The following is a 20526-nucleotide window of genomic DNA, read 5'->3' as shown; positions in this document are numbered from 1 at the left end:
GACGATGAGCGGACCGCAGGGATCCGATCCGACGCAGCAGTGGCAGGGGTCGCAGCCGCCGAGTGATCCCGCCGCATGGCAGCAGCAGCCGGCGGACCCCACGGCCGTCGCTCCGGGGTGGGGACAGCAGCCGGCGTACGACCCGCAGCAGTACCAGGGCTACCAGCAGCCGGCTGCCAGCTACCCGCCCGCGCAGGGCTATCCGGCCGCCGACCAGTACGGCCAGTCACCTACCGCCTACGGTCCCGCGTCCTATGGGCAGCCGACTCAGTACGGGCAGCAGCCGGGCCAGTACGCCCCGCAGGGCGGTCAGTACGGCCAGCCGCAGCAGTACGGCCAGTACCCGCAGCCGGGTGCCGAGGGCCAGCAGTACTCGCCGTACGCAACCCCCGGATCCGATGGGGCGCCGAAGAAGAAGTCGACGGGCCTGCTCCTCGGCATCGGCGGCGGCGTGCTCGCCCTGATCGTCATCGTGCTGGCCGTTCTCGCGTTCGTGTGGCCGGGTTTCGCCGTGTCCACCGAACTCGACGTCAACGCCGCGAACACCGGTGTGCAGCAGATCCTCAGCGATGAGGAGAACGGCTACGGCGCCAAGAACGTCGAGAACGTCACCTGCAACGGCGGCAAGAACCCGCCGGTCGAGAAGGGCGGCACGTTCACCTGCGACGTCGACATCGACGGCACCAAGCGCGAGGTCACCGTGACGTTCCAGAACGACGACGGCACCTACGAGGTCGGCCGCCCCCGCTAAGGATTCGAGGAGAGCGCCTGCAGAGCTTTCTCAAGGCGCTGTAACGACGACGTCACGCCGTATTCGCCCGCCAGTTCGGCGACCCTGCGCGGGTGCTTCGCTGCGAGCGGAAGCTCGTCCGACGGCGTCGACCAGTCGATCTCCGCATCGGTCTTGACCCGCACCACCGGTGCGGCAGCGTCGATGTACTCATGGGCGGCAAGCAGTTTCGCGCGCCAGGACTTCGACATCGACGCGCCGGGGTCCCCTGCCGCCGCCATGATCGCCTCGAGCGACCCGTGCTGCGCGAGCAGCGTCGCGGCGCTCTTCTCCCCGATGCCGGGAACCCCCGGCAGGCCGTCCGACGGATCCCCGCGCAGCAGCGCCAACTCGACGTACGCGGGTCCCGCGCGGTCGACCGGGACGCCGTAGGTCTCGGCGACCTCCTCGGGACCCCACTTGATCGCCTTGGCCAGCCCCTTGCCCAGGTAGAGCACCCGGACGGACACCGGGTCGTCGCGCACCAGTTGCAGCAGATCGCGGTCGCCGCTGACCACGACCACGGCGTCGCGCTCCTCGCGGGTCGCCAGCGTGCCCAACACGTCGTCGGCCTCGCATTCGGGTGCGCCCGCGGTCGGGATGCCGAACGCGTCGAGCAACTCCATGATCATGTCGACCTGCGGGGTGAGTTCGTCGGGGACCTCCTCGACGTCCGGTTCGGGGCCGGGGTTCTCCTCCTCGACGCGGTGCGCCTTGTAGGACGGGATGAGGTCCACCCGCCACTGCGGCCGCCAGTCGTCGTCGCGGCACACCACGAGTCGTGACGGCCGCTCGCGGGTGATCACCGTGGCGACGGCGTCCAGAAAGCCGCGGACCGCGTTGACCTGCCTGCCGTCGGGCGCCTTGATGGAGGACGGCAGGCCGAAGAACGACCGGAACCACATGCTCGCACCGTCGAGCAGGACGACGGGGCCGGCGGACGCAGCGGTGTCTGGTGACATGCCGTTAGCCTAGGGCGGTGAGTTCCGCTGTGACTTCAGCCTCGAAGGGCCGATTCGATTCCGACGTGTACGCGGGTCGCCTCCGCGCCGCGCAGCAGGCTGCGGGTCGGGCGGGTCTCGCCGGTCTGGTGATCACGCCCGGTTACGACCTGCGCTACCTGCTGGGGTCGCGCGCGCAGACCTTCGAACGGCTGACCGCGCTGGTCCTGCCCGCTTCGGGGGCGCCGACGGTGGTCGTGCCGCGGCTCGAACTGGCGTCGCTGAAGGAGTCCGCGGTCCCCGAACTCGGTCTGGCCGTACGGGATTGGGTCGACGGCGACGATCCGTACCGACTGGTTGCCGACGCTTTCACTGTTGCAGCCGGGCCTCCGATTCACACCGCGGTCACGGACTCGATGCCCGCGCTGCACCTGCTGCCACTCGCCGACGTCCTGGGCGCCGTCCCGATCCTGGCCACCGATGTGCTGCGCCGACTGCGGATGATCAAGGACGCCGCGGAGATCGACGCGCTGCGCAAGGCGGGCGCGGCGATCGACCGGGTCCATGCCAGGGTGCCCGAGTTCCTGGTGCCGGGACGCACCGAGGCCGACGTCGCCGCCGACATCGCCCGCGCGATCGTCGACGAGGGGCACTCCGAGGTGGCGTTCATCATCGTCGGTTCCGGACCCAACGGCGCGGACCCCCACCACGAGTGCTCCGACCGCGAACTCGCCGTCGGCGACGTCGTGGTCGTCGACATCGGCGGCCCGTACGAGCCCGGCTACAACTCGGACTCCACCAGGACCTACAGCATCGGTGATCCCGAACCCGAAGTCGCACAGCAGTACTCGGTGCTGCAGCGGGCGCAGCGGGCCGCCGTGGACGCGGTCCGCCCCGGCATCACCGCCGAACAGGTCGACGCCGTCGCCCGTGACGTGCTGGCCGCCGAGGGCCTCGCGGACGTCTTCGTGCATCGCACGGGGCACGGCATCGGGCTGTCCGTGCACGAGGAGCCCTACATCGTGGCGGGCAACGCCCTGCCGCTGGAGGTGGGAATGGCGTTCAGCGTCGAACCGGGCATCTACTTCCAGGGCCGCTGGGGCGCGCGGATCGAGGACATCGTCGTGGTGACCCCGGACGGCGCGGAGGCGGTCAACAACCGTCCGCACGAACTCGTCGTCGTGCCGGTCGGCTGACCGTCAGCGGGCGGGCAGCAGCTGGCTGACCTTCTTCGACCACTCGCTGTACGGAGCGTTGTCGCTGCCGATCAGATCCGCGGCGGTGAGCTCGGTGAGGGTCTGGCCCGCGGTCTTCGCCGCGTGGTCGCTCTCGCGCATCCACGACTGATAGTCGTAGATCCTGGCGTCGGTGCCCAGCACGTACTCGGCGTCCAGCCAGTCGTCGTACCAGTCGCCGGGCCCGTTGTGCTCACCGTTGCGGTAGGACTCGTACTGCTCGATGCGCCAGCCGGTGACGACGCCGCCGTCGTCGGACCGCCACGTCTCGGTCGCGTCGCCCGCCCGCTGCTTGCGCTTGACCACGCCCGCGACGAGGCTCTTGAACTGGTCGTAGGGGTCCTTGTCGGAGTGGTCGAGCAGTTCCGAGGAGCCGAGTACCCGCTCGATGCGCACCTCGATGACGACGCGGCGCGGATTGATGCGTGGGGTGCGGTAGCGCTGCGCGTAGCGCAGTTCCGCGTCGCGGACCGCGTCGGCGTCGTTGCTGACCGTCGCCTTGCCCTCCAGTGAAAGCCACCGTGCGCCGTCGACCTGGCTGAGCACCGCGACGCCGCGCTCGCTGGCGTTGACGGCCTTCTGCGAGCCGCCGGTGGTGATGACCCTGGCCAGGTGGGTGGTGGGATCGAAGGTGAAACCCACGGCGACGACGTGCGGGGAGTTGTCGGCGCGCAAGGTCGTCAGCATGGCGAGATGCCGTTCGGTCAGGAACGCCAGCGCGTCGGTCGTCAGCCGGGTTGTCTTCGCCATCGGGGTCCAAACTAGCGCAGGTCATAAGCTGTGGCCGTGACTGACACGGGGCCGGTGGTGATATTCGGCGGCCGCAGCGAGATCGGCGTCGAACTGGTGACTCGGTTGGCGCCCGGCGCGACCGTCGTACTGGCGGCGCGCGGCGCCGATCGACTCGCGGATGAGACCGCCGCCGTCACCGCGGCCGGAGCGGCGGCGGTGCACGTGCGGGAGTTCGACGCCGACGACGCCGCGGCACACGTCGGCCTCGTCGAGTCGATCGAGGCGGATTTCGGGCCGATCGGCGTCGCGGTGCTCGCCTTCGGGATCCTCGGCGACCAGGCCCGCGCCGAGCGGGACTCCGCGCACGCGGCTGCGATCGTGCACACCGACTTCACGGCGCAGGTCAGCCTGCTCACGGTGCTGGCCGCGGGCATGCGGGCGCGGGGCCGCGGTGCCATCGTCGCGTTCTCGTCGATCGCGGGCGCACGGGTGCGGCGCGCCAACTACGTCTACGGGTCGGCGAAAGCGGGACTCGACGGCTTCGTGTCGGGGCTGACCGATGCGCTCGACGGCACCGGGGTGCAGGTGCTGCTGGTGCGGCCAGGCTTCGTGATCGGCCGGATGACCGAGGGCATGACGCCCGCGCCGCTGTCCAGCACGCCCGGCCAGGTGGCCGACGCGGCCGCGACGGCGTTGCGCGCCGGCCGCACGTCGGTGTGGGTGCCGCGCTCGCTCGCGGTACTGGTGCTGGCGTTCCGGCTGACGCCGCGGTTCGTCTGGCGGAGGCTCTCCCGATGATCGTCGTGGTGGGCATCGGCGCCGACGGCATGGCCGGGCTGGCGCCGGCGTCGCGCAGGGAATTGGCAAGAGCTACCGTCGTTTACGGCTCGCAGCGTCAGCTCGATCTACTCGACTCCGAAATCACCGGGGTGCGGCGCGCGTGGCCGACGCCGATGCTGCCCGCGCTGCGCACGCTGCTCGACGGCGCCGACGGCGACGTGCACGTGGTCGCCAGCGGTGATCCGCTGCTGCACGGGGTGGGGAACTCGCTGATCCGCCTGCACGGCGTCGACGCCGTCACCGTCCTGCCGCACGTGTCGTCGGTGACGCTGGCGTGCTCGCGGGTCGGCTGGGCGGTCCAGGACACGGAGATCATCAGCCTGGTCACCGCGCCGCCGCACACCGCGGTGCGGCGCGGGGGGCAGGCCGTGGTGCTGTCGCGCGACGGCACCAGCCCGGCGGCGCTGGCCAGGCTGCTGACCGACACGGACCGTGGGGATTCCGAAGTGACCGTGCTCGAACAGCTCGGTGGACCGCGTGAACTGCGCCGCTCGGCGATCGCGCGGGAGTGGGCGTCGCGCCCACCCGGCGACGTCGACGCGCTCAACGTGATGGCGGTGCGCTACCTGCCCGACGAGCGGCAGGGTGCGACCCTGCCCGACGACGTGTTCGCCCACGACGGGCAGCTGACCAAGCAGGCGATGCGCGCGGTCACGCTGGCGGCGTTGGCACCGCGGCCCGGCGAGCTGCTGTGGGATGTCGGGGCGGGGTCGGGCAGCGTGGCGATCGAGTGGTGCCGCAGCACACCGGGCGCTCGCGCCGTCGCCTTCGAGCGCGACGCCGAACGCCGGACGCGGATCACGCGGAACGCCGCGGCGTTCGGGGTGCCGGTCGAGGTGGGGTTCGACGCGCCTGCGACCTTCGCCACGACGCCCCCGCCCGCGGTGATCTTCGTCGGTGGCGGGGTCAGCCAGCCGGGGCTGCTCGAGGCGTGCTGGGACCGGCTGCCCGCCGGCGGCAGGCTTGTGGCGAACGCCGTCACGGTTGAATCGGAAGCCGTTCTCGCACAATGGTATTCGAGGCATGGCGGGGAGCTGAGACGGTTCCAGCACTATCGTGGTGAGCCGGTCGGGGGTTTCACCGGGTGGCGGGCCGCGATGCCGGTGACGCAGTGGGTGGTGACCAGACGGTGACGGTGTACTTCATCGGCGCGGGACCCGGTGCCGCCGATCTCATCACGGTCCGCGGGCAGCGGCTTCTGCAGCGCTGCGCCGTCTGCCTGTACGCCGGGTCGATCATGCCGACCGATCTGCTTGAGTGGTGCCCGCCGGGGGCGAAGATCGTCGACACCGGTCCGCTGACGCTCGAGCAGATCATCACCGAACTCGCCGAAGCGCATGCGGCGGGACTCGACGTCGCCCGCCTGCACTCGGGCGACCCGTCGATCTACAGCGCGCTGGCCGAGCAGTGCCGCAGGCTCGACGAACTCGGAGTCGACTACGAGATCGTGCCCGGCGTGCCGGCTTTCGCAGCGGCCGCCGCGGCTCTGGGTCGTGAGCTGACCGTGCCGGGGGTGTCGCAGACCGTGACGCTGACCAGGGTGGCGACGCTGTCGACCGCGATGCCGGACGGTGAGGATCTCAGATCGCTCTCGGCGCCCGGTGCCACGCTGGTGCTCCACCTGGCGGCCGCGCAGGTGGATGCGCTGGTGCCGGAGCTGCTGGCCGGCGGTTACACCTCCGAAACCGCCTGTGCGGTAGTGGCTTTCGCCAGCTGGCCGGAGCAGATCGTGATCAGGTGCACGCTGGCCGAGCTCGCCGACCGGATGCGAGCCGAGGGAGTGACCAAGACCGCGGTGATCGTGGTCGGTGACGTGCTGGCGGCCGAGGGTTTCACCGACAGCTACCTCTACTCGTCGGGCAGGCGACGCGGAAGCAGGCACTAGTGCGAGTACTCCTGCTCGGCGGGACGGCCGAGGGCCGGGCGCTGGCGGCTCACCTCCACCCCGACGTCGACGTCGTCAGCTCCCTGGCCGGTCGGGTCCCCGACCCGGCGCTGCCGGTGGGCGAGGTGCGCGTCGGCGGCTTCGGCGGCGTCGACGGGTTGGCGGCGTATCTGAGCGAGCATCGCGTCGACGCCGTCGTCGACGCGACGCACCCGTTCGCCGCGACCATCACGGCACACGCCGCCTCCGCCTGCCGCCGGCTCGGGGTGCCGAGCGTGGTTCTGGCGCGACCGGCGTGGCCGCACGGTAGGGCGATCGTCGTGGGCTCCGATGCGCAGGCGGCCGATGTCGTTGCCGCGCAGGCGTTCTCCCGTGTGTTCCTCACGACGGGTCGGTCCGGCACCGCGGCGTTCAGCGCGTCGAACGCGTGGTTCCTGATCAGGGCCGTCACCGCGCCGGACGGGCACACGCTGCCGCCCCGCCACCAGCTGGTGCTGTCGCGCGGGCCCTACCGCTACGACGACGAGCTGCGACTGCTGCGCGACCACGACATTGACGCGCTGGTGACCAAGAACAGCGGCGGCGACATGACCCGCGCCAAGCTGGACGCCGCGGAGGCCCTCGGCGTGGCGGTCGTCATGGTCGACCGGCCCGCCCTTCCCGACGGTGTCGACACCGTGACGACCGTCGACGACGCCGTCGAGTGGGTCAGAGCGCGCGGATGAGGTCCAGGCTGCCGAGGTCGCGGATCGCCTGGCAGCCGCGCTCGAGCATGACGCGCATCATCTCGTCACCGCGCTCGGTGTTGCTGGCGAACGCGCAGCCCAGCGTGGTGATCAGCGGGGCCTGCAGCAGGCCGAGGCGGTAGTCGCGCCAGCAGGTGTCGAGGTCGTAGTCGGTGACGCCGTAATTCAGCAGCTCGTCGTGGTAGGCGGCGACCAGCTGCTCGTCGAGTTCGGCGCGCTGCTCGGGTAGCAGGCTCGTCGCGGTGAAGTAGGCCAGGTCGCGCGTGGGGAGGCCCGCGCCGAGTGTCTGCCAGTCGACGACGGTGATGCTGGATCGGTCCGGGGTGAACAGCAGGTTGTCGAGCCGGTAGTCGCCGTGCATGAGCGAGAACCGGTTCGGCTCGGCCAGCAGCCACGGCGTCGTCAACGCCATCGCCTCGGTCGCCGTGTGCCGATTCTCCTCGGCCATCTCCGCGCCGAGGCGGTCGAGCGTGATCTGGGTGGCCATCACGGCGACGTCGCCGAGCCCCTTGGCGGCTGCGGCATCCGGCATCGACATCGCCAGACCGGGGAAGTCGGTCCACTTGGGATCGCACCACGTGGGCGCGTGCAGCCCGGCGATCGCGCGGGCGGCCAGCTCCGCCTCGACCGCCGTGCAGCCGGCGATCTGGTCGCCCTGCACGGCGGGCGCCATGTCCGCGAGCAGCAGCACGATGTCGCCGCCGTCATCGGAGATGTCGCAGTAGAAGCTGTGCGGGATCGGTACTTTCACCACGTCGGCGATGTGGGTGTAGAACGCGTGCTCGGAGCGGTAGCCGAGCGCCACGCGTTCGCGCACCGTGTCGTCCTGTGACGGCAGCTTCACCGCGAAGGACGTCGGCAGGTCGGTGTCGCCCGCGTAGTCGACCGCCAGCCGGTAGGTGGCCCCGGTCTGCCCGGTGCCGATCGGCTGTGACGTCACAGCTGCGACGTCCGTCCGCAGTGCGCCGCTCAGCCACTCGGCGGTGATGTCAGTGGGACTGCGTGGGATCGACACGGCCGGACACTAACGGGCGGTCTGACAGCTGTCAACGATTCTCGACGCGAGTCAGCTGCCGGGGTAGCGCCGCAGTGTGTAGACCCGATCGCCCGACGGCCTCGCCTCCCACTGCGTCTGTGACGACCCGACGATGAGCAGGCACCGCATGTCGACGTCCTCGGGGTCCAGTTCCGCGAGCCGGACCACCTTCACGACCTCGCGCGGGCCGGACACGTCGCGGCCGATCACGACGGGCGTCGCGGGATCGCGATGCTCGAGCAGCAGGTCGCGCATGGCCGCCACCTGCCAGGTCCGCGACCGACTGGCCGGGTTGTAGATCGCCAGCACCAGATCGGCTGCCGCGGCGGCGGCGAGCCGTGCCGCGATGACGTCCCACGGCTTGAGCCGGTCCGACAGTGAGACGACCGCGTAGTCGTGGCCGAGCGGCGCGCCGACCCGGCTCGCCACGGCCTGGGCGGCCGTCATCGCGGGGATCACGCGCACGTCGACGTCGGGCCAGTCGGCGGCCTCCTCGAGGACGGCGGTCGCCATGGCGAACACCCCCGGATCGCCCGATGACACCACGGCGACGGCGCGACCCTGCCGGGCCAGCGTGCACGCCAGCTTGGCGCGTTCCGGTTCGTCGGTGTTGTCGCTCGGGTGCCGGGTCTGGCCCGCCCTGCTGCCGACCCGGTCGAGATACGGCCCGTAGCCGATCAGGTCGGTCGCCGCGGCCAGCTCGCGCCTGCTCTGCGGTGTCATCCAGTCGACGTCACCGGGCCCCAGCCCCACGACGGCGACGCTGCCCACCGGAGCCGGCTTCGCCGTCATGCCGGGCAGCATCGCGATCGCGAAGTACGGCACCGAGTCGGCGTCGGCGTCCGCCGCGGGGAGGACCCGCTGACGCTCGGTGCTGGCGCGCTCGACGTAGTAGGCCTCGTCCAGTCGGCCCGCCGCCGAAAGCGCTTCGCGCACAGCGGGGTAGGACCGGCCGAGCTTCATCACAACGGCGGCGTCGGTGTCGGCGAGGCGTCGGCGCAACTCGTCGGGGGGCAGGGTGCCCGGCAGGATGGTCAGCACCTCGTCGCCCTGGACCAGCGGGGTGCCGGTCGCCGCGGACGCCGCGCTCACCGAGGTCACGCCCGGCACGATCACCGCGTGGAATCGCGTGGTGAGCCGGGTGTGCATGTGCATGTAGGAGCTGTAGAAGAGCGGGTCGCCCTCGGCCAGCAGGGCCACGTCGCGGCCCGCCTCGAGGTGCGCGGCGATGCGGTCGGCGGATTCGCGGTAGAAGTCCTCCATGGCGCCCGCGTATCCGCCGGGGTGCTCGCTGGTCTCGGTCGTCACCGGGTAGACGAGATGCTCTTCGAGCTGTCCCTCGCGCAGATAGGGCTCGGCGATGCCGCGCGCGATGCTGCGGCCGTGGCGCGCGCTGTGATACGCCACGACGTCGGCCTCGCCGATGACACGCGCGGCTTTCACGGTGACGAGTTCGGGGTCGCCGGGGCCCAGGCCCACGCCCCAGAGCGTGCCCGTCACTCCCGTTCACTCGCGATCGCGTTGACCGCCGCGGCCGCCATCGCGCTGCCGCCGCGCCTGCCGGTGACCACCAGGTAGGACATGCCGCGCGGGCGCGCGATGAGCTCGTCCTTGGACTGTGCGGAACCGACGAACCCGACGGGGCCGCCGAGCACGGCGGCGGGAGTCGGCGCACCCTCGTCGAGGAGTTCGAGAAGCCGGAAGAGCGCGGTCGGCGCGTTGCCGATCGCGAGCACGGCGCCGCCGAGGCGCTCGGCCCACAGATCCACCCCGGCCGCCGAGCGGGTGCTGCCGAGCGTCGCGGCGAGGTCGGCCGCGCCCGGATCGGCGACCAGCGACACCACCTGGTTGTCCGCGGGGAGCCGGGAGCGGGTGATGCCCGCGGCCACCATCGACGAGTCGCACAGCACCGGAGCGCCGCCGGCCAGCGCCGCGTGCGCACGGGACACGACGTCGTCGGTGTAGGCGACGTGGTCCGCGACGTCGACCTGGCCGCACGTGTGGATGAGCCGCACGACCACGCGCGCGACGTCGGCGGGGAAGCGGGTCAGATTCGCTTCGTCGCGAATCGTCGCGAACGACTGCCGGTAGATCTCGGCCGCGTCGCGGGTGTAGTCGAGCACGCGCTCACCCTACGTTCGCCTGCGCTCGTAGCCGTCAGCGGTCGCCACCATGACATCGCCCACCGGCGGGCTGCCGCACGCGCGTTCGCATCCGACGAAGTGTAGGTGGGTGTCGGTGGGCTGGCGCGCCGCCTGCGCGGCGTCGTGGCGTACGTCGGCGATCGAACTGGCGCAGCCGGGGCTTCCGGTGCACGCGCTGACGTCGAGCCACGGCGAGTTCTCGTCGAAGACCAGCCCGAGTGGCGCCAGCACGCGCAACGCGGTGTCCGCGACACCCTCGTCCAGGTCGCACAGCAGCACCGATCGCCACGGCGTCACGACCAGCGGCGTGGCGGGCGCGGCGAGGAACTCCGCGACTCGGGCCTGCAGTACTCCGAGCGGAACGGCGGCGCCGAGCGCGATCCTGCCGTCGGCCTGCTCGATCCACCCGACCGGCGGCCGCGTGACGGGGGACCACGTGGCCCCCGGCTCCGCCACGGGTTCGAGCCCCCGGATGAGGCGGGCCGGCTCGGCGAGTTCAGCGGCGCGCCAGGCGGACCCGCGCAGCGTCAGGAACTCCGTCGCCACCGCGACGAGGGTGGCGACGGCGTCGGCGACCGCCACGCGCACCCCGGTGTCGACCCCGGCGACCAGCAGCGCGGCGTGGTCGGAGCCCATTAGGTGGACGCCGACGTCGGCCTCGAGTCCCGATACGTCACCGCTGCCGTCGTCGAGGCTGAACCAGAAGCGCCCCGGCAGGTCCGCGAGGGCGGCATCGGCCCGGATGGCCTCGTCGAGCGCGGTGACCAGCGGCCGCACGTCGCCCAGGCCGCCCCGACGACCCGACAGCGGCGACGCGACGACGTTGCGCACGCGCTCGTGGGTCACCGACGGCAGCAGGCCCGCAGCGGCGACGGCGGCGGCGACCTCCTCGGGCTGCGTCAGCGCCCGCAGCTGGATGTTGCCACGGGAGGTGAGTTCCATTGCCGAAGAGCCGAACTCAGTGGCGACCCGAGCCAGCGCGGTCAGTTGCTCCGGGGTGATCATCCCGCCGGGCAGCCGGATCCGGGCCAGCGCCCCGTCGGCCGCCTGGTGCACCTGCAGCGCACCGGGGCAGGCGTCGTCGTCACGGATCCTCGTCATGTCCTCCCGAGCATATGAGTAGTCCGGTGCGGGATTCGAGTAGTGCGCTACGCGCGATGTCCCGTCGACACCCGAATACGGTCGTGTCATACCGGTTCTACCGGGGATCCGGGACTTGGGGGAGGACCCGGAGGCGGCGTGCCGTAGCGGGCAGCGGGGACCCGCTACGGCACGACCGTCAATCGTCTGGGCGTGACGACGTCGGAGTAGTGCGACGCATCGCCCGCGACGACACGGCTGGGGAGCCCGTGGACGTCGACGGGGATGTCGCCGGCGAGCGTGACGCGACTGAGCCTGCGGTACTGGTCGTCGTAGTCGGACACCGCGTAGTGCTGGGTGGCCCGGTTGTCCCAGATGGCGACGTCGCCGGGGGCCCAGTTCCAGCGGATGGTGTTCTCCAATTTGGTGATTCGGGCTTGCAGCAGCTGCAGTAGCGTCGCCGACTCGACCGTCCCGAGGCCGACGAACTTCCGGACGAAGTGGCCGAGCAGGAGCACCTTGCGGCCGGTTTCGGGATGCACGCGAACGACGGGGTGTTCGGTCTCGTAGTGCTCGGAGACGAACTCGCTGCGGTACTCGTTCTGCTTGAGGTCGACGTCGCCGTCGGCGTCGTCGTAGTCGCGGATGTAGTCGTAGTCGTTGGTGTGCAGCGCGCGCAGGTTCTCGGCGAGCAGTCGCAGCGGCTCGGGCAGCTGGTCGTAGGCCGCCTCGGTGGACGCCCACGTGGTGGTGCCGCCGTACTCGGGCAGGGTGATCGCCCGGAGCAGCGACGCCTTGGGGATCCGGTCGACGAACGTCACATCGGTGTGCCACGAGTTGGCCTTGTCGTAGCGCGAGTCGATGGGCAGCACGTCGGTCCCTCGCGACAGCACCGTGGGATGGGCCAGCGTCGGCGTACCGAGCAGCTTCGCGAACGCGTACTGGCCCTCGTCGTCGAGGTGGTGCTGACTGCGGAAGAAGAGCACCTTGTGCGTCAGCAGCGCCGCGTTGATCGCGTCGACGACACCCGCGTCGAGATGGCCGCCGAGCCGAACGTTGTCGATCCGGGCGCCGATGTGAGCGCCGAGTTTGACGACGTGGGGCCAGTCGGGGGCGGGAGAGGGATTGACCATTGCGTAATTTCCGCAGAACCGCGCCCCGGAGTCCATTATTCAGATGGGCGAGATTTGAAAGGGGCGGCACGTGACGTCTCAGCGCACGCCGACCGTGGCGATCATCGGTGCAGGTATGTCGGGCCTCTGCATGGCCAGCAAGCTGCTCGACGCAGGCATCGCGGATTTCACCGTGTTCGAGAAGGCCGACGACATCGGCGGTACCTGGCGGGACAACACCTATCCGGGACTGACGTGCGACATTCCGTCGCGCTACTACACGTACTCGTTCCATCCGAACCCGGAGTGGACGCGCCTCAATCCGCCGGGCCCCGAGATCCTGACCTACCTGCGCCGGGTGGCCGACGAGCGAGGCCTGCGCCGCTTCATCCGGTTCGGCACCGATGTCACGTGCGCGGAGTACCGCGAGGGGCGGTGGTATCTCACGACCGCCGACGGTGAGCAGGCGTTCGACGTGCTCGTCACCGCGACGGGCATTCTGCGGGTGCCGCGCCTTCCGAGCATCACCGGGCTCGACGCGTTCGAGGGGCCGGTGTTCCACTCGTCCCAGTGGGACCACTCGATACCGCTGCCGGATAAGCGCATCGGGGTGATCGGCACCGGGTCCACCGGTGTGCAGATCACCGCGGCCCTCGGCGGGCGGGTGAGGGGACTGAGCGTCTTCCAGCGGACCCCGCAGTGGGTGTGTCCGTGGCCGAACATGTCCTACTCGCGGCCCGCACGCGCGCTCATGCGGCGGTGGCCGGCGCTGACGTCGCCGGGCTACTGGTTCTGGGGTTGGTTCGTCCGATTCGGTTTCGGTCGCGGCCCGATTCAACCCGGCTTCCAGCGGAGGCTGTTCAGCGCACTGTGCCGATGGAACCTGCGGTTGTCGGTCCGCGACCGCGAACTACGGCGCAAGCTGACGCCGAAGGACCTGCCGATGTGCAAGCGGATGATCTTCGCGGGGCACTACTTCCAGTCGGTGCAGAAGCCGGGCGTCGACGTGGTCACCGAGTTGATCGAGCACGTCGAACCGCGGGGTGTCCGAACCGCCGACGGCGCGCTGCACGAGCTCGACGTGCTGGTGCTGGCGACCGGCTTCGACGCGCGGGCCTACGTGCGGCCGATGAACGTGATCGGCCGCGCCGGCCTGCGTCTCGACGAGGTCTGGGCCGACGGGCCGGTGGCGTATCGCTCGGTCGCGGTGCCGGGTTTCCCGAACATGTTCATGCTGATGGGCCCGCACTCGCCGGTGGGCAACCAATCGCTGGTGCCGATCGCCGAGGACCAGGCCGACTACGCGCTGTGGTGGATCCGGCGCATTGCCGAAGGGGAGGTCGTCGAGGCCGAGCCCACCGAGACCGCGACCAAGAGCTACAACGAGGACATGAAAGCCGCTATGCCGCAGACGATCTGGGTATCGGGTTGCTCGAGTTGGTACCTGGGGAAGGACGGCCTGCCAGAACTCTTCCCATGGGTGCCGGAACGCCACGCCGAACTACTCGCCACGCCCGATCCCCGTGACTTCGAGGTGCGCGCCTCTCAGGTGTGACATCGGTCACGTTTTCGTGTGCTGTGTTCCGTGCCACACGAAAGCCGCTTATCCGGTACCGCCGGTATTACGTTTCTTGGCAGTCGCCGTCCGCGAATGACAACGGGGTCTGCGGAGGCGCATAGGAGAGGAACGAAAAATGATCGGACTCATCGTGTTCGCCGCGATCGTGGTTCTGATGATCGTGGCCCTGGGACTGCCCTACCCGCAGTCGTGGGCCAACCGCTGGGACGGCGGTCGCTGACCAGTCAGCCGTCCCCACCGGGAACGTAGGTACCGAAACACCACAGGTTGCCGTGTGGATCCCGGGTCATGAAGTCCCTTGAGCCGTAGTCCTTGTAGGACAGTTCCAGGACGATCTCGGCTCCTGCTGCGACAGCGCGATCGTGCATCGCGTCGGGATCGTCGACCACCACGTACACCGAAACCGGCCCGGCCAGCGCCCACGGGCGCTCCGGGCTGCGGTTCGCGTCGTCGATGATGACCACGCCGCTACCCACCCGAACCTCGGCGTGAATCAGCGGCTGGTCGGGGTCCTCGGGCACCACCAGCGTGGCGGTCGCGCCGAAGGCGCTGACCAGCCAGGCGATGCCCGCGCGCGGATCTGAGTAGGGCACCGTCGAGAAGGCGCCGTTGAACGTCTCGGTCATGACCGTGACGCTAGGACGGCGCCGATGCGGCGTCTTGGACGGAATTGACCAACTCCGCGCGCAGGACGGTCGGCGTGACGCCTGCGAACTCGCGCACCTCCCGTGCGAGATGCGCCTGATCGAAGTACCCGCACGCCAGGGCCGTGGCCGTCCAGTCGGCACCGGGATCCCGCGTCACCCTCGCGGTGAGGGATTCGAACCGGACGATGCGAGCGACCGTCTTGGGCGGCAGCCCGACGGCGTCCCGGTATCGCGCGATCAGCGTGCGGTGACTCCAGCCCAGCTCACCCGCGAGTTCCCCGATGGCGACGTTGCCGCCGGCCGCCGCGATCCGGCGCAGCGACCAGACCACCCCGCTGTCGACAGCCGCGGCGCCCGCCAGCCGGGCGCGCAGCGCGCGATCCAGAATCGCGAACCTGTCAGCCCAGGTGGCGGCATCTCCGACGCGTTGCACCAGTCGGCTCCCGAAATCGCCGAGCACCGCGTCGACGGGCACCGTGACGTTGGCCAGCTCGCTCATCGGCACGCCGAGCAGTCGGCGCGCGCCCAGCGGAGTCAGGTCGATCTGCACGCACCGCGCCGACCCGCTGTGCCCCACGACCACGACCGAGTCGGTCACGCCGGCCACGAAGGAGCCGACCCGCATCGGCGGTGCACCGCCGTAGGTGATCGTCCACCCGGCGTCGAGGTCGATGATGATCGGCACGAAGCTGCACGGCAGCTCACGGAACGTGACCGGATCGCCGCGGCGATCCTCGAAGCCCTCGTACCGCAGGACCACGTCCCGCAACGCGGGATGCGGTGTGCCCGCGATCACCGTCATGGTCACGTCAGTCAGGCTAACCGTCCCGGCCGAGGTGACGTGCGGTACGAATGGTGCGTGGCCGACACCGAGGAAACCCCGAGCGCTCCTTCGATCCTGCTGCTGTCGACCTCCGACACCGATCTGATCGCCGCCCGGTCCAGCGGCGCGCGGTTCCGGTGGGCCAACCCGTCGCGGCTCATCGACGGCGAACTCGCCGAACTGCTCGACGGCGTGCAGGCCGTGGTGGTCCGCATCCTCGGCGGGTACCGCGCCTGGGAGGAGGGCGTCGACGAGGTCGTCGCATCGGGGCTGCCCGTCGTGGTGATCAGCGGCGAGCAGGCGCCCGACGCCGACCTGATGAGCCATTCGACCGTGCCCGCGGGCGTCGCCCTCGAGGCGCACGTCTACCTGGCGCAGGGCGGCATCGAGAACCTCCGCCAACTGCACGCGTTCCTGTCCGACACGCTGCTGATGACCGGTGAGGGGTTCGCGCCGCCGGTGGCGACGCCGACCTGGGGCGTGCTCGAGTGTCCGGCGGGCGGCACCGTGACCGCCGACGGCCCGACCATCGCCGTGCTCTTCTACCGTGCGCAACATCTGGCGGGCAACACCGAGTACGTCGGAGCGCTGTGCCACGCCATCCACGCCGCGGGCGGGCGTCCGATGGCCGTCTACTGCGCCTCGCTGCGCACCCCGGAACCCGAACTCCTCGAGCTTCTCGGCACCGCCGACGCCCTGGTGACGACGGTGCTCGCGGCGGGCGGCGCCGTCCCCGCGACGGTCGGGGCGGGGGGCACCGACGACCAGTGGAACGTCGCGCACCTCGCCGCGCTCGACGTGCCGATTCTGCAGGGCCTGTGTCTCACGTCGGCCCGCGCGGCGTGGAGCGGAAACGACGACGGCCTCAGCCCACTCGACGTCGCCACCCAGGTCGCGGTGCCCGAGTTCGACGGGCGCATCATCACGGTCCCCTTCTCGTTCAAGGAGATCGACGACGAGGGGCTGGTCTCCTACGTGCCGGACCCGGAGCGGTGCGCTCGCGTCGCCGGGTTGGCCGTTCGGCACGCCCGGCTGCGCCACGTGCCCGCCGCCGAGAAGCGGGTTGCGCTGGTGTTCTCGGCGTACCCGACCAAGCACGCGCGGATCGGCAACGCCGTCGGCCTCGACACCCCCGCGAGCGCCGTCGCCCTGCTGCGTGCGATGCGCGACGCCGGCTACGTCATCGGCGACGTTCCCGGCGTCGACGCGGAGGACGGCGACGCCCTGGTGCACGCGCTGATCGAACGCGGTGGCCAGGACCCGGACTGGCTCAGCGAGGCGCAGCTGGCGGGCAATCCGATCCGGGTGTCCGCTTCTGCCTACCGGGCGTGGTTCGCGACGCTGCCCGAGAGCCTGTCGAGCGCCGTCGTCGAGCACTGGGGTCCGCCCCCCGGTGAGCTGTTCGTCGACCGCAGCCGGGACCCGGGCGGCGAGATCGTCATCGCCGCAATGCGATCCGGCAACATCGTGATCATGGTGCAGCCGCCGCGCGGGTTCGGGGAGAACCCCGTCGCGATCTACCACGATCCGGATCTGCCGCCCAGCCACCACTACCTGGCCGCCTACCGGTGGCTGGACGACGCGTTCCCGGACGGTTTCCACGCGGACGCCGTCATCCACCTGGGAAAGCACGGCAACCTCGAATGGCTGCCGGGCAAGACGCTCGGGATGTCCGCCGACTGCGGTACCGACGCCGCGCTCGGCGATCTGCCGCTGATCTACCCGTTCCTGGTCAACGATCCCGGCGAGGGCACGCAAGCCAAGCGGCGCGCGCACGCCGTGCTGGTCGACCATCTCATCCCGCCGATGGCGCGCGCCGAGACGTACGGCGACATCGCCCGGCTCGAACAGCTGCTCGACGAGCACTCCACGGTGTCGACGCTGGATCCCGGCAAGCTGCCCGCGATCCGCCAGCAGATCTGGACGCTGATGCGAGCGGCGAAGATGGATCACGATCTGGGCCTTGAGGATCGGCCGGACGAGGACGTGTTCGACGACATGCTGCTGCACGTCGACGGCTGGCTGTGCGAGATCAAGGACGTTCAGATCCGTGACGGTCTGCACATCCTCGGGTCCGCACCCGAGGGTGACGTCGAGCTGGACCTGGTGCTCGCGGTGCTGCGGGCGCGCCAGCTGTTCGGCGGCGAGCAGTCGGTGCCGGGGTTGCGGCAGGCGCTCGGGCTGGCGGAGGACGGTAAGGACGCCCGCGGTGCCGTCGACGCCGCCGAGGAGCAGGCGCGTGCGCTGGTGACCGCGCTGCGCGAATCCGGTTGGGACGCAGCGGCGGTCGACTCCATCACCGATGACGACCAGCTGCGCCGGATCCTGCGCTTCGCCGCCACCGAGGTGGTGCCGCGACTGCGCGGCACCGACGCCGAACTGTCCCAGGTGCTGCGCGCCCTGGCTGGCGGATTCATCGAGGCCGGGCCCTCGGGATCCCCGCTGCGCGGCCTGGTCAACGTGCTGCCGACGGGCCGGAACTTCTACTCGGTCGACCCGAAGGCGGTGCCGTCGCGGCTGGCGTGGGAAACCGGTGTTGCGCTTGCCGATTCGCTGCTCGAGCGGTACCGCGCAGACCACGGCCAGTGGCCGCAGTCGGTGGGCCTGTCGGTGTGGGGTACCTCGGCGATGCGCACCTCGGGTGACGACATCGCCGAAGTACTCGCGCTGCTTGGCGTTCGGCCGGTGTGGGATGACGCGTCGCGGCGCGTCGTCAACCTCGAGGCCATGACGCTCGGGGAGCTGGGTCGCCCCAGGATCGATGTGACCGTACGCATCTCGGGGTTCTTCCGGGACGCGTTCCCACACGTGGTGACGATGCTCGACGACGCGGTGCAACTGGTCGCCGGACTCGACGAGCCGGTCGACGCCAACTACGTCCGCGCCCACAGCCAGGTCGATCTGGCCGAGCACGGTGACACCCGCCGCGCGACCACGCGGATCTTCGGTTCCAAGCCGGGCACCTACGGCGCAGGACTGCTCCAGTTGATGGACAGTCGCAATTGGCGCGACGACGCCGATCTGGCGCAGGTGTACACGGCGTGGGGCGGTTTCGCCTACGGCCGCGGGCTGGACGGCGCGGCGGCGACCGACGACATGAACCGCGCCTACCGTCGAATCGCGGTGGCCGCCAAGAACACCGACACCCGAGAGCACGACATCGCCGATTCCGACGACTACTTCCAGTACCACGGCGGCATGATCGCGACGGTGCGCGCGCTGACGGGTAAGGATCCCGCCGCCTACATCGGCGACAACACCCGGCCGGAGGCGGTGCGCACCAGGACGCTGTCCGAGGAGACCACCAGGGTGTTCCGGGCGCGGGTGGTCAACCCGCGGTGGATCAACGCGATGCGGCGGCACGGTTACAAGGGCGCGTTCGAAATGGCCGCGACCGTCGACTACCTGTTCGGCTACGACGCCACCGCGGGCGTGATGGCCGACTGGATGTACGAGCGGCTGGCGGACGAGTACGTGCTCGACGCGGAGAACCGCAAGTTCATGCAGGAGTCGAACCCCTGGGCGCTGCACGGCATGGCCGAACGGCTGCTCGAGGCCGCCGGCCGCGGCATGTGGGACCAGCCGGAGCCCTCGACGCTCAACGGGTTGAAGCAGGTGCTGCTGGAGACCGAGGGCGACTTGGAGGGCTGAGGCCCGATAGGTTGGGCGCCATGACTGTCACTTTCAACGACGTCGCGGGATCCCAGTACATCCTGCTGACCACCTTCACCAAGGACGGTCGGCCGAAGCCGACCGCGATCTGGGCCGTGCCCGACGGCGACCGGCTGATCGCCATCACCCAGGAGCAGTCCTGGAAGGTCAAGCGCATCCGCAACACCCCGCGGGTGACCATCGCCGAGTGCGATCGCGGCGGGAAGCCGAAGGGCGAGGCCGTCGAGGCCACCGCCGCGATCCTGGACAAGTCGGCCAACGCCGCGACCTACGACGCCCTCGGCAAGCGCTACGGCCTGGTGGGCAAGATCTTCAACTTCTTCTCCAAACTGCGCGGCGGCATGGAGAAGAACGTGACCATCGAACTGCGAGCGGCGGCTGATGCCTGAGTTCGAGGACGTCTACGAGGAGAAGTACCTGCTGCTCACCACCTTCACCAAGGACGGTCGGCCCAAGCCGACCCCGGTGTGGGGCGTGCCGCACGAGGGCAGGCTGCTGATCAGCACCGATGACGGCTCGTGGAAGACCAAGCGCATCAATAACACTCCACGGGTGACCATCCAGAAGTGCGGCGTGCTCGGCAAGATCAAGGGTGAGCCGGTCGAGGCCGTGGCCCGCAACCTGCCGAAGTCCGAGACCCGGCGGGTGTTCGACATGGTGACCAGGCGCTACTGGTGGCACGCCTGGTGGTGGATCCCGCAGGCGAAGATCCGCGGCGGCGTCGACAAGGTGCACGCCGCCATCGAGGTGCGCCCCGTCGGCGCGCCCGAATAGGAACCCGAGCGCGTCGCCGGACGTTGACACGACATGTTCAAGCGGCTGTTCGGGCTCTACGTCCTCGTCGAACTCCTGGTGGTGATCGGTCTCGTCTACGCCATCGGGTTCGGCTGGACGGTGTTGCTGCTCCTCGGCACGTTCGCGCTGGGTATAGCGCTGGCCGGTTCGCAGATGACGCGGCAGCTGGGCCGTTTGCGGTCCGGACTGGCCGAACCGCAGGGCGCGGCCACCGACAGCGTGCTCATCGCCCTGGGCACGGTCCTCACGGTGGTGCCCGGCCTCGTCTCGTCGGCCCTCGGGCTGCTGCTCCTGACGCCGCCCACCAGGGCCGTCGCCCGACCGGCGGTGGCGGCGCTCGCCGCCCGAGGGCTGGCTCGCATGCCGCTGGTCGTCACCGCACCCGGTCCCCGTGGGCCGCGCGGCGACTACATCGAGGGTGAGGTCATCGACGTCACCGACGACGTGATCGTCGTCGATGCGCCCCAATTGCCGCGTCCGCCCGCCTGAG

At 70.5% G+C, this 20526-nt stretch carries 19 protein-coding genes and 1 pseudogene; 11 read left to right on the top strand and 9 right to left on the bottom strand.

What is annotated here, in order from left to right; translation table 11 throughout:
* Positions 1–4 precede the first annotated feature (4 nt).
* A complete protein-coding gene (locus NM203_RS28135) occupies positions 5–751 on the top strand; it encodes a DUF4333 domain-containing protein (protein WP_255063900.1) in 747 nt (248 codons plus the stop codon).
* Here NM203_RS28135 and NM203_RS28130 read toward each other — a convergent pair.
* The gene (locus NM203_RS28130) at positions 748–1731 is read right to left on the bottom strand and encodes a 5'-3' exonuclease (RefSeq protein ID WP_255063899.1); all 984 of its coding nucleotides are present in this window, start codon (positions 1729–1731) and stop codon (positions 748–750) included. The genes NM203_RS28135 and NM203_RS28130 overlap by 4 nt on opposite strands.
* Positions 1732–1748: 17 nt before the next feature.
* Between NM203_RS28130 and NM203_RS28125 the strand changes: the two genes are divergently transcribed.
* A complete protein-coding gene (locus NM203_RS28125) occupies positions 1749–2906 on the top strand; it encodes a M24 family metallopeptidase (protein ID WP_255063898.1) in 1158 nt (385 codons plus the stop codon).
* 387 nt (positions 2907–3293) lie between these two features.
* Here the strand turns inward: NM203_RS28125 and NM203_RS28120 are convergent.
* Positions 3294–3695, bottom strand: a pseudogene (locus NM203_RS28120) (PPOX class F420-dependent oxidoreductase); the annotation flags it as partial.
* Positions 3696–3725: 30 nt separating this feature from the next.
* On the opposite strand from NM203_RS28120, the gene NM203_RS28115 reads away from it, so the two are divergent.
* Genes NM203_RS28115 through NM203_RS28100 form a run of 4 tightly spaced genes read left to right on the top strand, consistent with a single transcriptional unit; the run spans position 3726 to position 7127 of the window.
* Positions 3726–4475, top strand: coding sequence for an SDR family NAD(P)-dependent oxidoreductase (locus NM203_RS28115; protein WP_255063897.1), 750 nt, complete (start codon positions 3726–3728; stop codon positions 4473–4475).
* The gene (gene cbiE, locus NM203_RS28110; RefSeq protein ID WP_255063896.1) at positions 4472–5650 is read left to right on the top strand and encodes a precorrin-6y C5,15-methyltransferase (decarboxylating) subunit CbiE; all 1179 of its coding nucleotides are present in this window, start codon (positions 4472–4474) and stop codon (positions 5648–5650) included. Before NM203_RS28115 ends, cbiE begins: the two co-directional genes overlap by 4 nt.
* Positions 5647–6402 carry a precorrin-4 C(11)-methyltransferase gene (gene cobM / locus NM203_RS28105; RefSeq protein ID WP_255064042.1) on the top strand — a complete coding sequence of 252 codons (756 nt, stop codon included), beginning with the start codon at positions 5647–5649 and terminating at the stop codon, positions 6400–6402. The genes cbiE and cobM overlap by 4 nt, the downstream gene beginning before the upstream one ends.
* Positions 6402–7127 carry a cobalt-precorrin-6A reductase gene (locus NM203_RS28100; RefSeq protein ID WP_255063895.1) on the top strand — a complete coding sequence of 242 codons (726 nt, stop codon included), beginning with the start codon at positions 6402–6404 and terminating at the stop codon, positions 7125–7127. Before cobM ends, NM203_RS28100 begins: the two co-directional genes overlap by 1 nt.
* Here the strand turns inward: NM203_RS28100 and NM203_RS28095 are convergent.
* The 5 genes from NM203_RS28095 to NM203_RS28075 all read right to left on the bottom strand — a co-directional run bounded on the left by NM203_RS28095 (position 7111) and on the right by NM203_RS28075 (position 12541).
* Entirely contained in the window at positions 7111–8163 is a 1053-nt protein-coding gene (locus tag NM203_RS28095; protein WP_255063894.1) for a phosphotransferase family protein, read from the bottom strand. The genes NM203_RS28100 and NM203_RS28095 overlap by 17 nt on opposite strands.
* Positions 8164–8214: 51 nt before the next feature.
* Positions 8215–9684: a precorrin-2 C(20)-methyltransferase gene (locus NM203_RS28090; RefSeq protein ID WP_255063893.1), complete on the bottom strand. Its 1470-nt coding sequence runs from the start codon at positions 9682–9684 to the stop codon at positions 8215–8217.
* Entirely contained in the window at positions 9681–10307 is a 627-nt protein-coding gene (locus NM203_RS28085) for a precorrin-8X methylmutase (RefSeq protein WP_255063892.1), read from the bottom strand. Before NM203_RS28085 ends, NM203_RS28090 begins: the two co-directional genes overlap by 4 nt.
* 9 nt (positions 10308–10316) lie before the next feature.
* Positions 10317–11429, bottom strand: a complete 1113-nt coding sequence (cobG, locus tag NM203_RS28080) for a precorrin-3B synthase (RefSeq protein WP_255063891.1) — start codon at positions 11427–11429, stop codon at positions 10317–10319.
* Positions 11430–11593: 164 nt separating this feature from the next.
* Positions 11594–12541 carry a TauD/TfdA dioxygenase family protein gene (locus NM203_RS28075; protein WP_255063890.1) on the bottom strand — a complete coding sequence of 316 codons (948 nt, stop codon included), beginning with the start codon at positions 12539–12541 and terminating at the stop codon, positions 11594–11596.
* Between the two features lie 70 nt (positions 12542–12611).
* On the opposite strand from NM203_RS28075, the gene NM203_RS28070 reads away from it, so the two are divergent.
* Positions 12612–14075 (top strand): flavin-containing monooxygenase, encoded by a 1464-nt coding sequence (locus NM203_RS28070; protein ID WP_255063889.1) that lies wholly within the window; start codon positions 12612–12614, stop codon positions 14073–14075.
* 248 nt (positions 14076–14323) lie between these two features.
* Here NM203_RS28070 and NM203_RS28065 read toward each other — a convergent pair whose 3' ends face one another.
* Together NM203_RS28065 and NM203_RS28060 are read right to left on the bottom strand one after the other, a co-directional pair.
* Positions 14324–14725, bottom strand: coding sequence for a VOC family protein (locus NM203_RS28065; RefSeq protein ID WP_255063888.1), 402 nt, complete (start codon positions 14723–14725; stop codon positions 14324–14326).
* Between the two features lie 10 nt (positions 14726–14735).
* The gene (locus NM203_RS28060; RefSeq protein ID WP_255064040.1) at positions 14736–15548 is read right to left on the bottom strand and encodes a helix-turn-helix domain-containing protein; all 813 of its coding nucleotides are present in this window, start codon (positions 15546–15548) and stop codon (positions 14736–14738) included.
* 57 nt (positions 15549–15605) lie between these two features.
* Between NM203_RS28060 and cobN the strand changes: the two genes are divergently transcribed.
* From cobN to NM203_RS28040, 4 genes are read left to right on the top strand one after another with little or no spacing between them, the layout of a single operon-like run.
* Positions 15606–19220: a cobaltochelatase subunit CobN gene (cobN, locus tag NM203_RS28055; RefSeq protein WP_255063887.1), complete on the top strand. Its 3615-nt coding sequence runs from the start codon at positions 15606–15608 to the stop codon at positions 19218–19220.
* A 20-nt stretch (positions 19221–19240) separates the two neighbouring features.
* Complete coding sequence (locus NM203_RS28050; RefSeq protein WP_255063886.1) at positions 19241–19630, top strand: PPOX class F420-dependent oxidoreductase; 390 nt, start codon at positions 19241–19243, stop codon at positions 19628–19630.
* Positions 19623–20015 carry a PPOX class F420-dependent oxidoreductase gene (locus NM203_RS28045; RefSeq protein WP_255063885.1) on the top strand — a complete coding sequence of 131 codons (393 nt, stop codon included), beginning with the start codon at positions 19623–19625 and terminating at the stop codon, positions 20013–20015. Before NM203_RS28050 ends, NM203_RS28045 begins: the two co-directional genes overlap by 8 nt.
* A gap of 33 nt (positions 20016–20048) precedes the next feature.
* Complete coding sequence (locus tag NM203_RS28040; protein WP_255063884.1) at positions 20049–20525, top strand: FxsA family protein; 477 nt, start codon at positions 20049–20051, stop codon at positions 20523–20525.
* The last annotated feature ends 1 nt before the right edge of the window (position 20526 follow it).

It is taken from the genome of Mycolicibacterium arenosum, from assembly GCF_024320865.1.
Classification (GTDB): Bacteria; Actinomycetota; Actinomycetes; order Mycobacteriales; family Mycobacteriaceae; genus Mycobacterium; species Mycobacterium arenosum.
Note: the sequence above shows the minus strand (reverse complement) of the source record. Positions and strands in the feature narration are given on the sequence as shown.

Excerpts from the sequence above, each read along its gene's own strand:
- NM203_RS28135 (WP_255063900.1), top strand. The coding sequence starts at position 5 with ATGAGCGGACCGCAGGGATCCGATCCGACGCAGCAGTGGCAGGGGTCG.
- NM203_RS28130 (WP_255063899.1), bottom strand. The coding sequence starts at position 1,731 with ATGTCACCAGACACCGCTGCGTCCGCCGGCCCCGTCGTCCTGCTCGAC.
- cbiE (WP_255063896.1), top strand. The coding sequence starts at position 4,472 with ATGATCGTCGTGGTGGGCATCGGCGCCGACGGCATGGCCGGGCTGGCG.
- cobG (WP_255063891.1), bottom strand. The coding sequence starts at position 11,429 with ATGACGAGGATCCGTGACGACGACGCCTGCCCCGGTGCGCTGCAGGTG.
- NM203_RS28075 (WP_255063890.1), bottom strand. The coding sequence starts at position 12,541 with ATGGTCAATCCCTCTCCCGCCCCCGACTGGCCCCACGTCGTCAAACTC.
- NM203_RS28065 (WP_255063888.1), bottom strand. The coding sequence starts at position 14,725 with ATGACCGAGACGTTCAACGGCGCCTTCTCGACGGTGCCCTACTCAGAT.
- NM203_RS28060 (WP_255064040.1), bottom strand. The coding sequence starts at position 15,548 with ATGACGGTGATCGCGGGCACACCGCATCCCGCGTTGCGGGACGTGGTC.
- NM203_RS28050 (WP_255063886.1), top strand. The coding sequence starts at position 19,241 with ATGACTGTCACTTTCAACGACGTCGCGGGATCCCAGTACATCCTGCTG.
- NM203_RS28045 (WP_255063885.1), top strand. The coding sequence starts at position 19,623 with ATGCCTGAGTTCGAGGACGTCTACGAGGAGAAGTACCTGCTGCTCACC.
- NM203_RS28040 (WP_255063884.1), top strand. The coding sequence starts at position 20,049 with ATGTTCAAGCGGCTGTTCGGGCTCTACGTCCTCGTCGAACTCCTGGTG.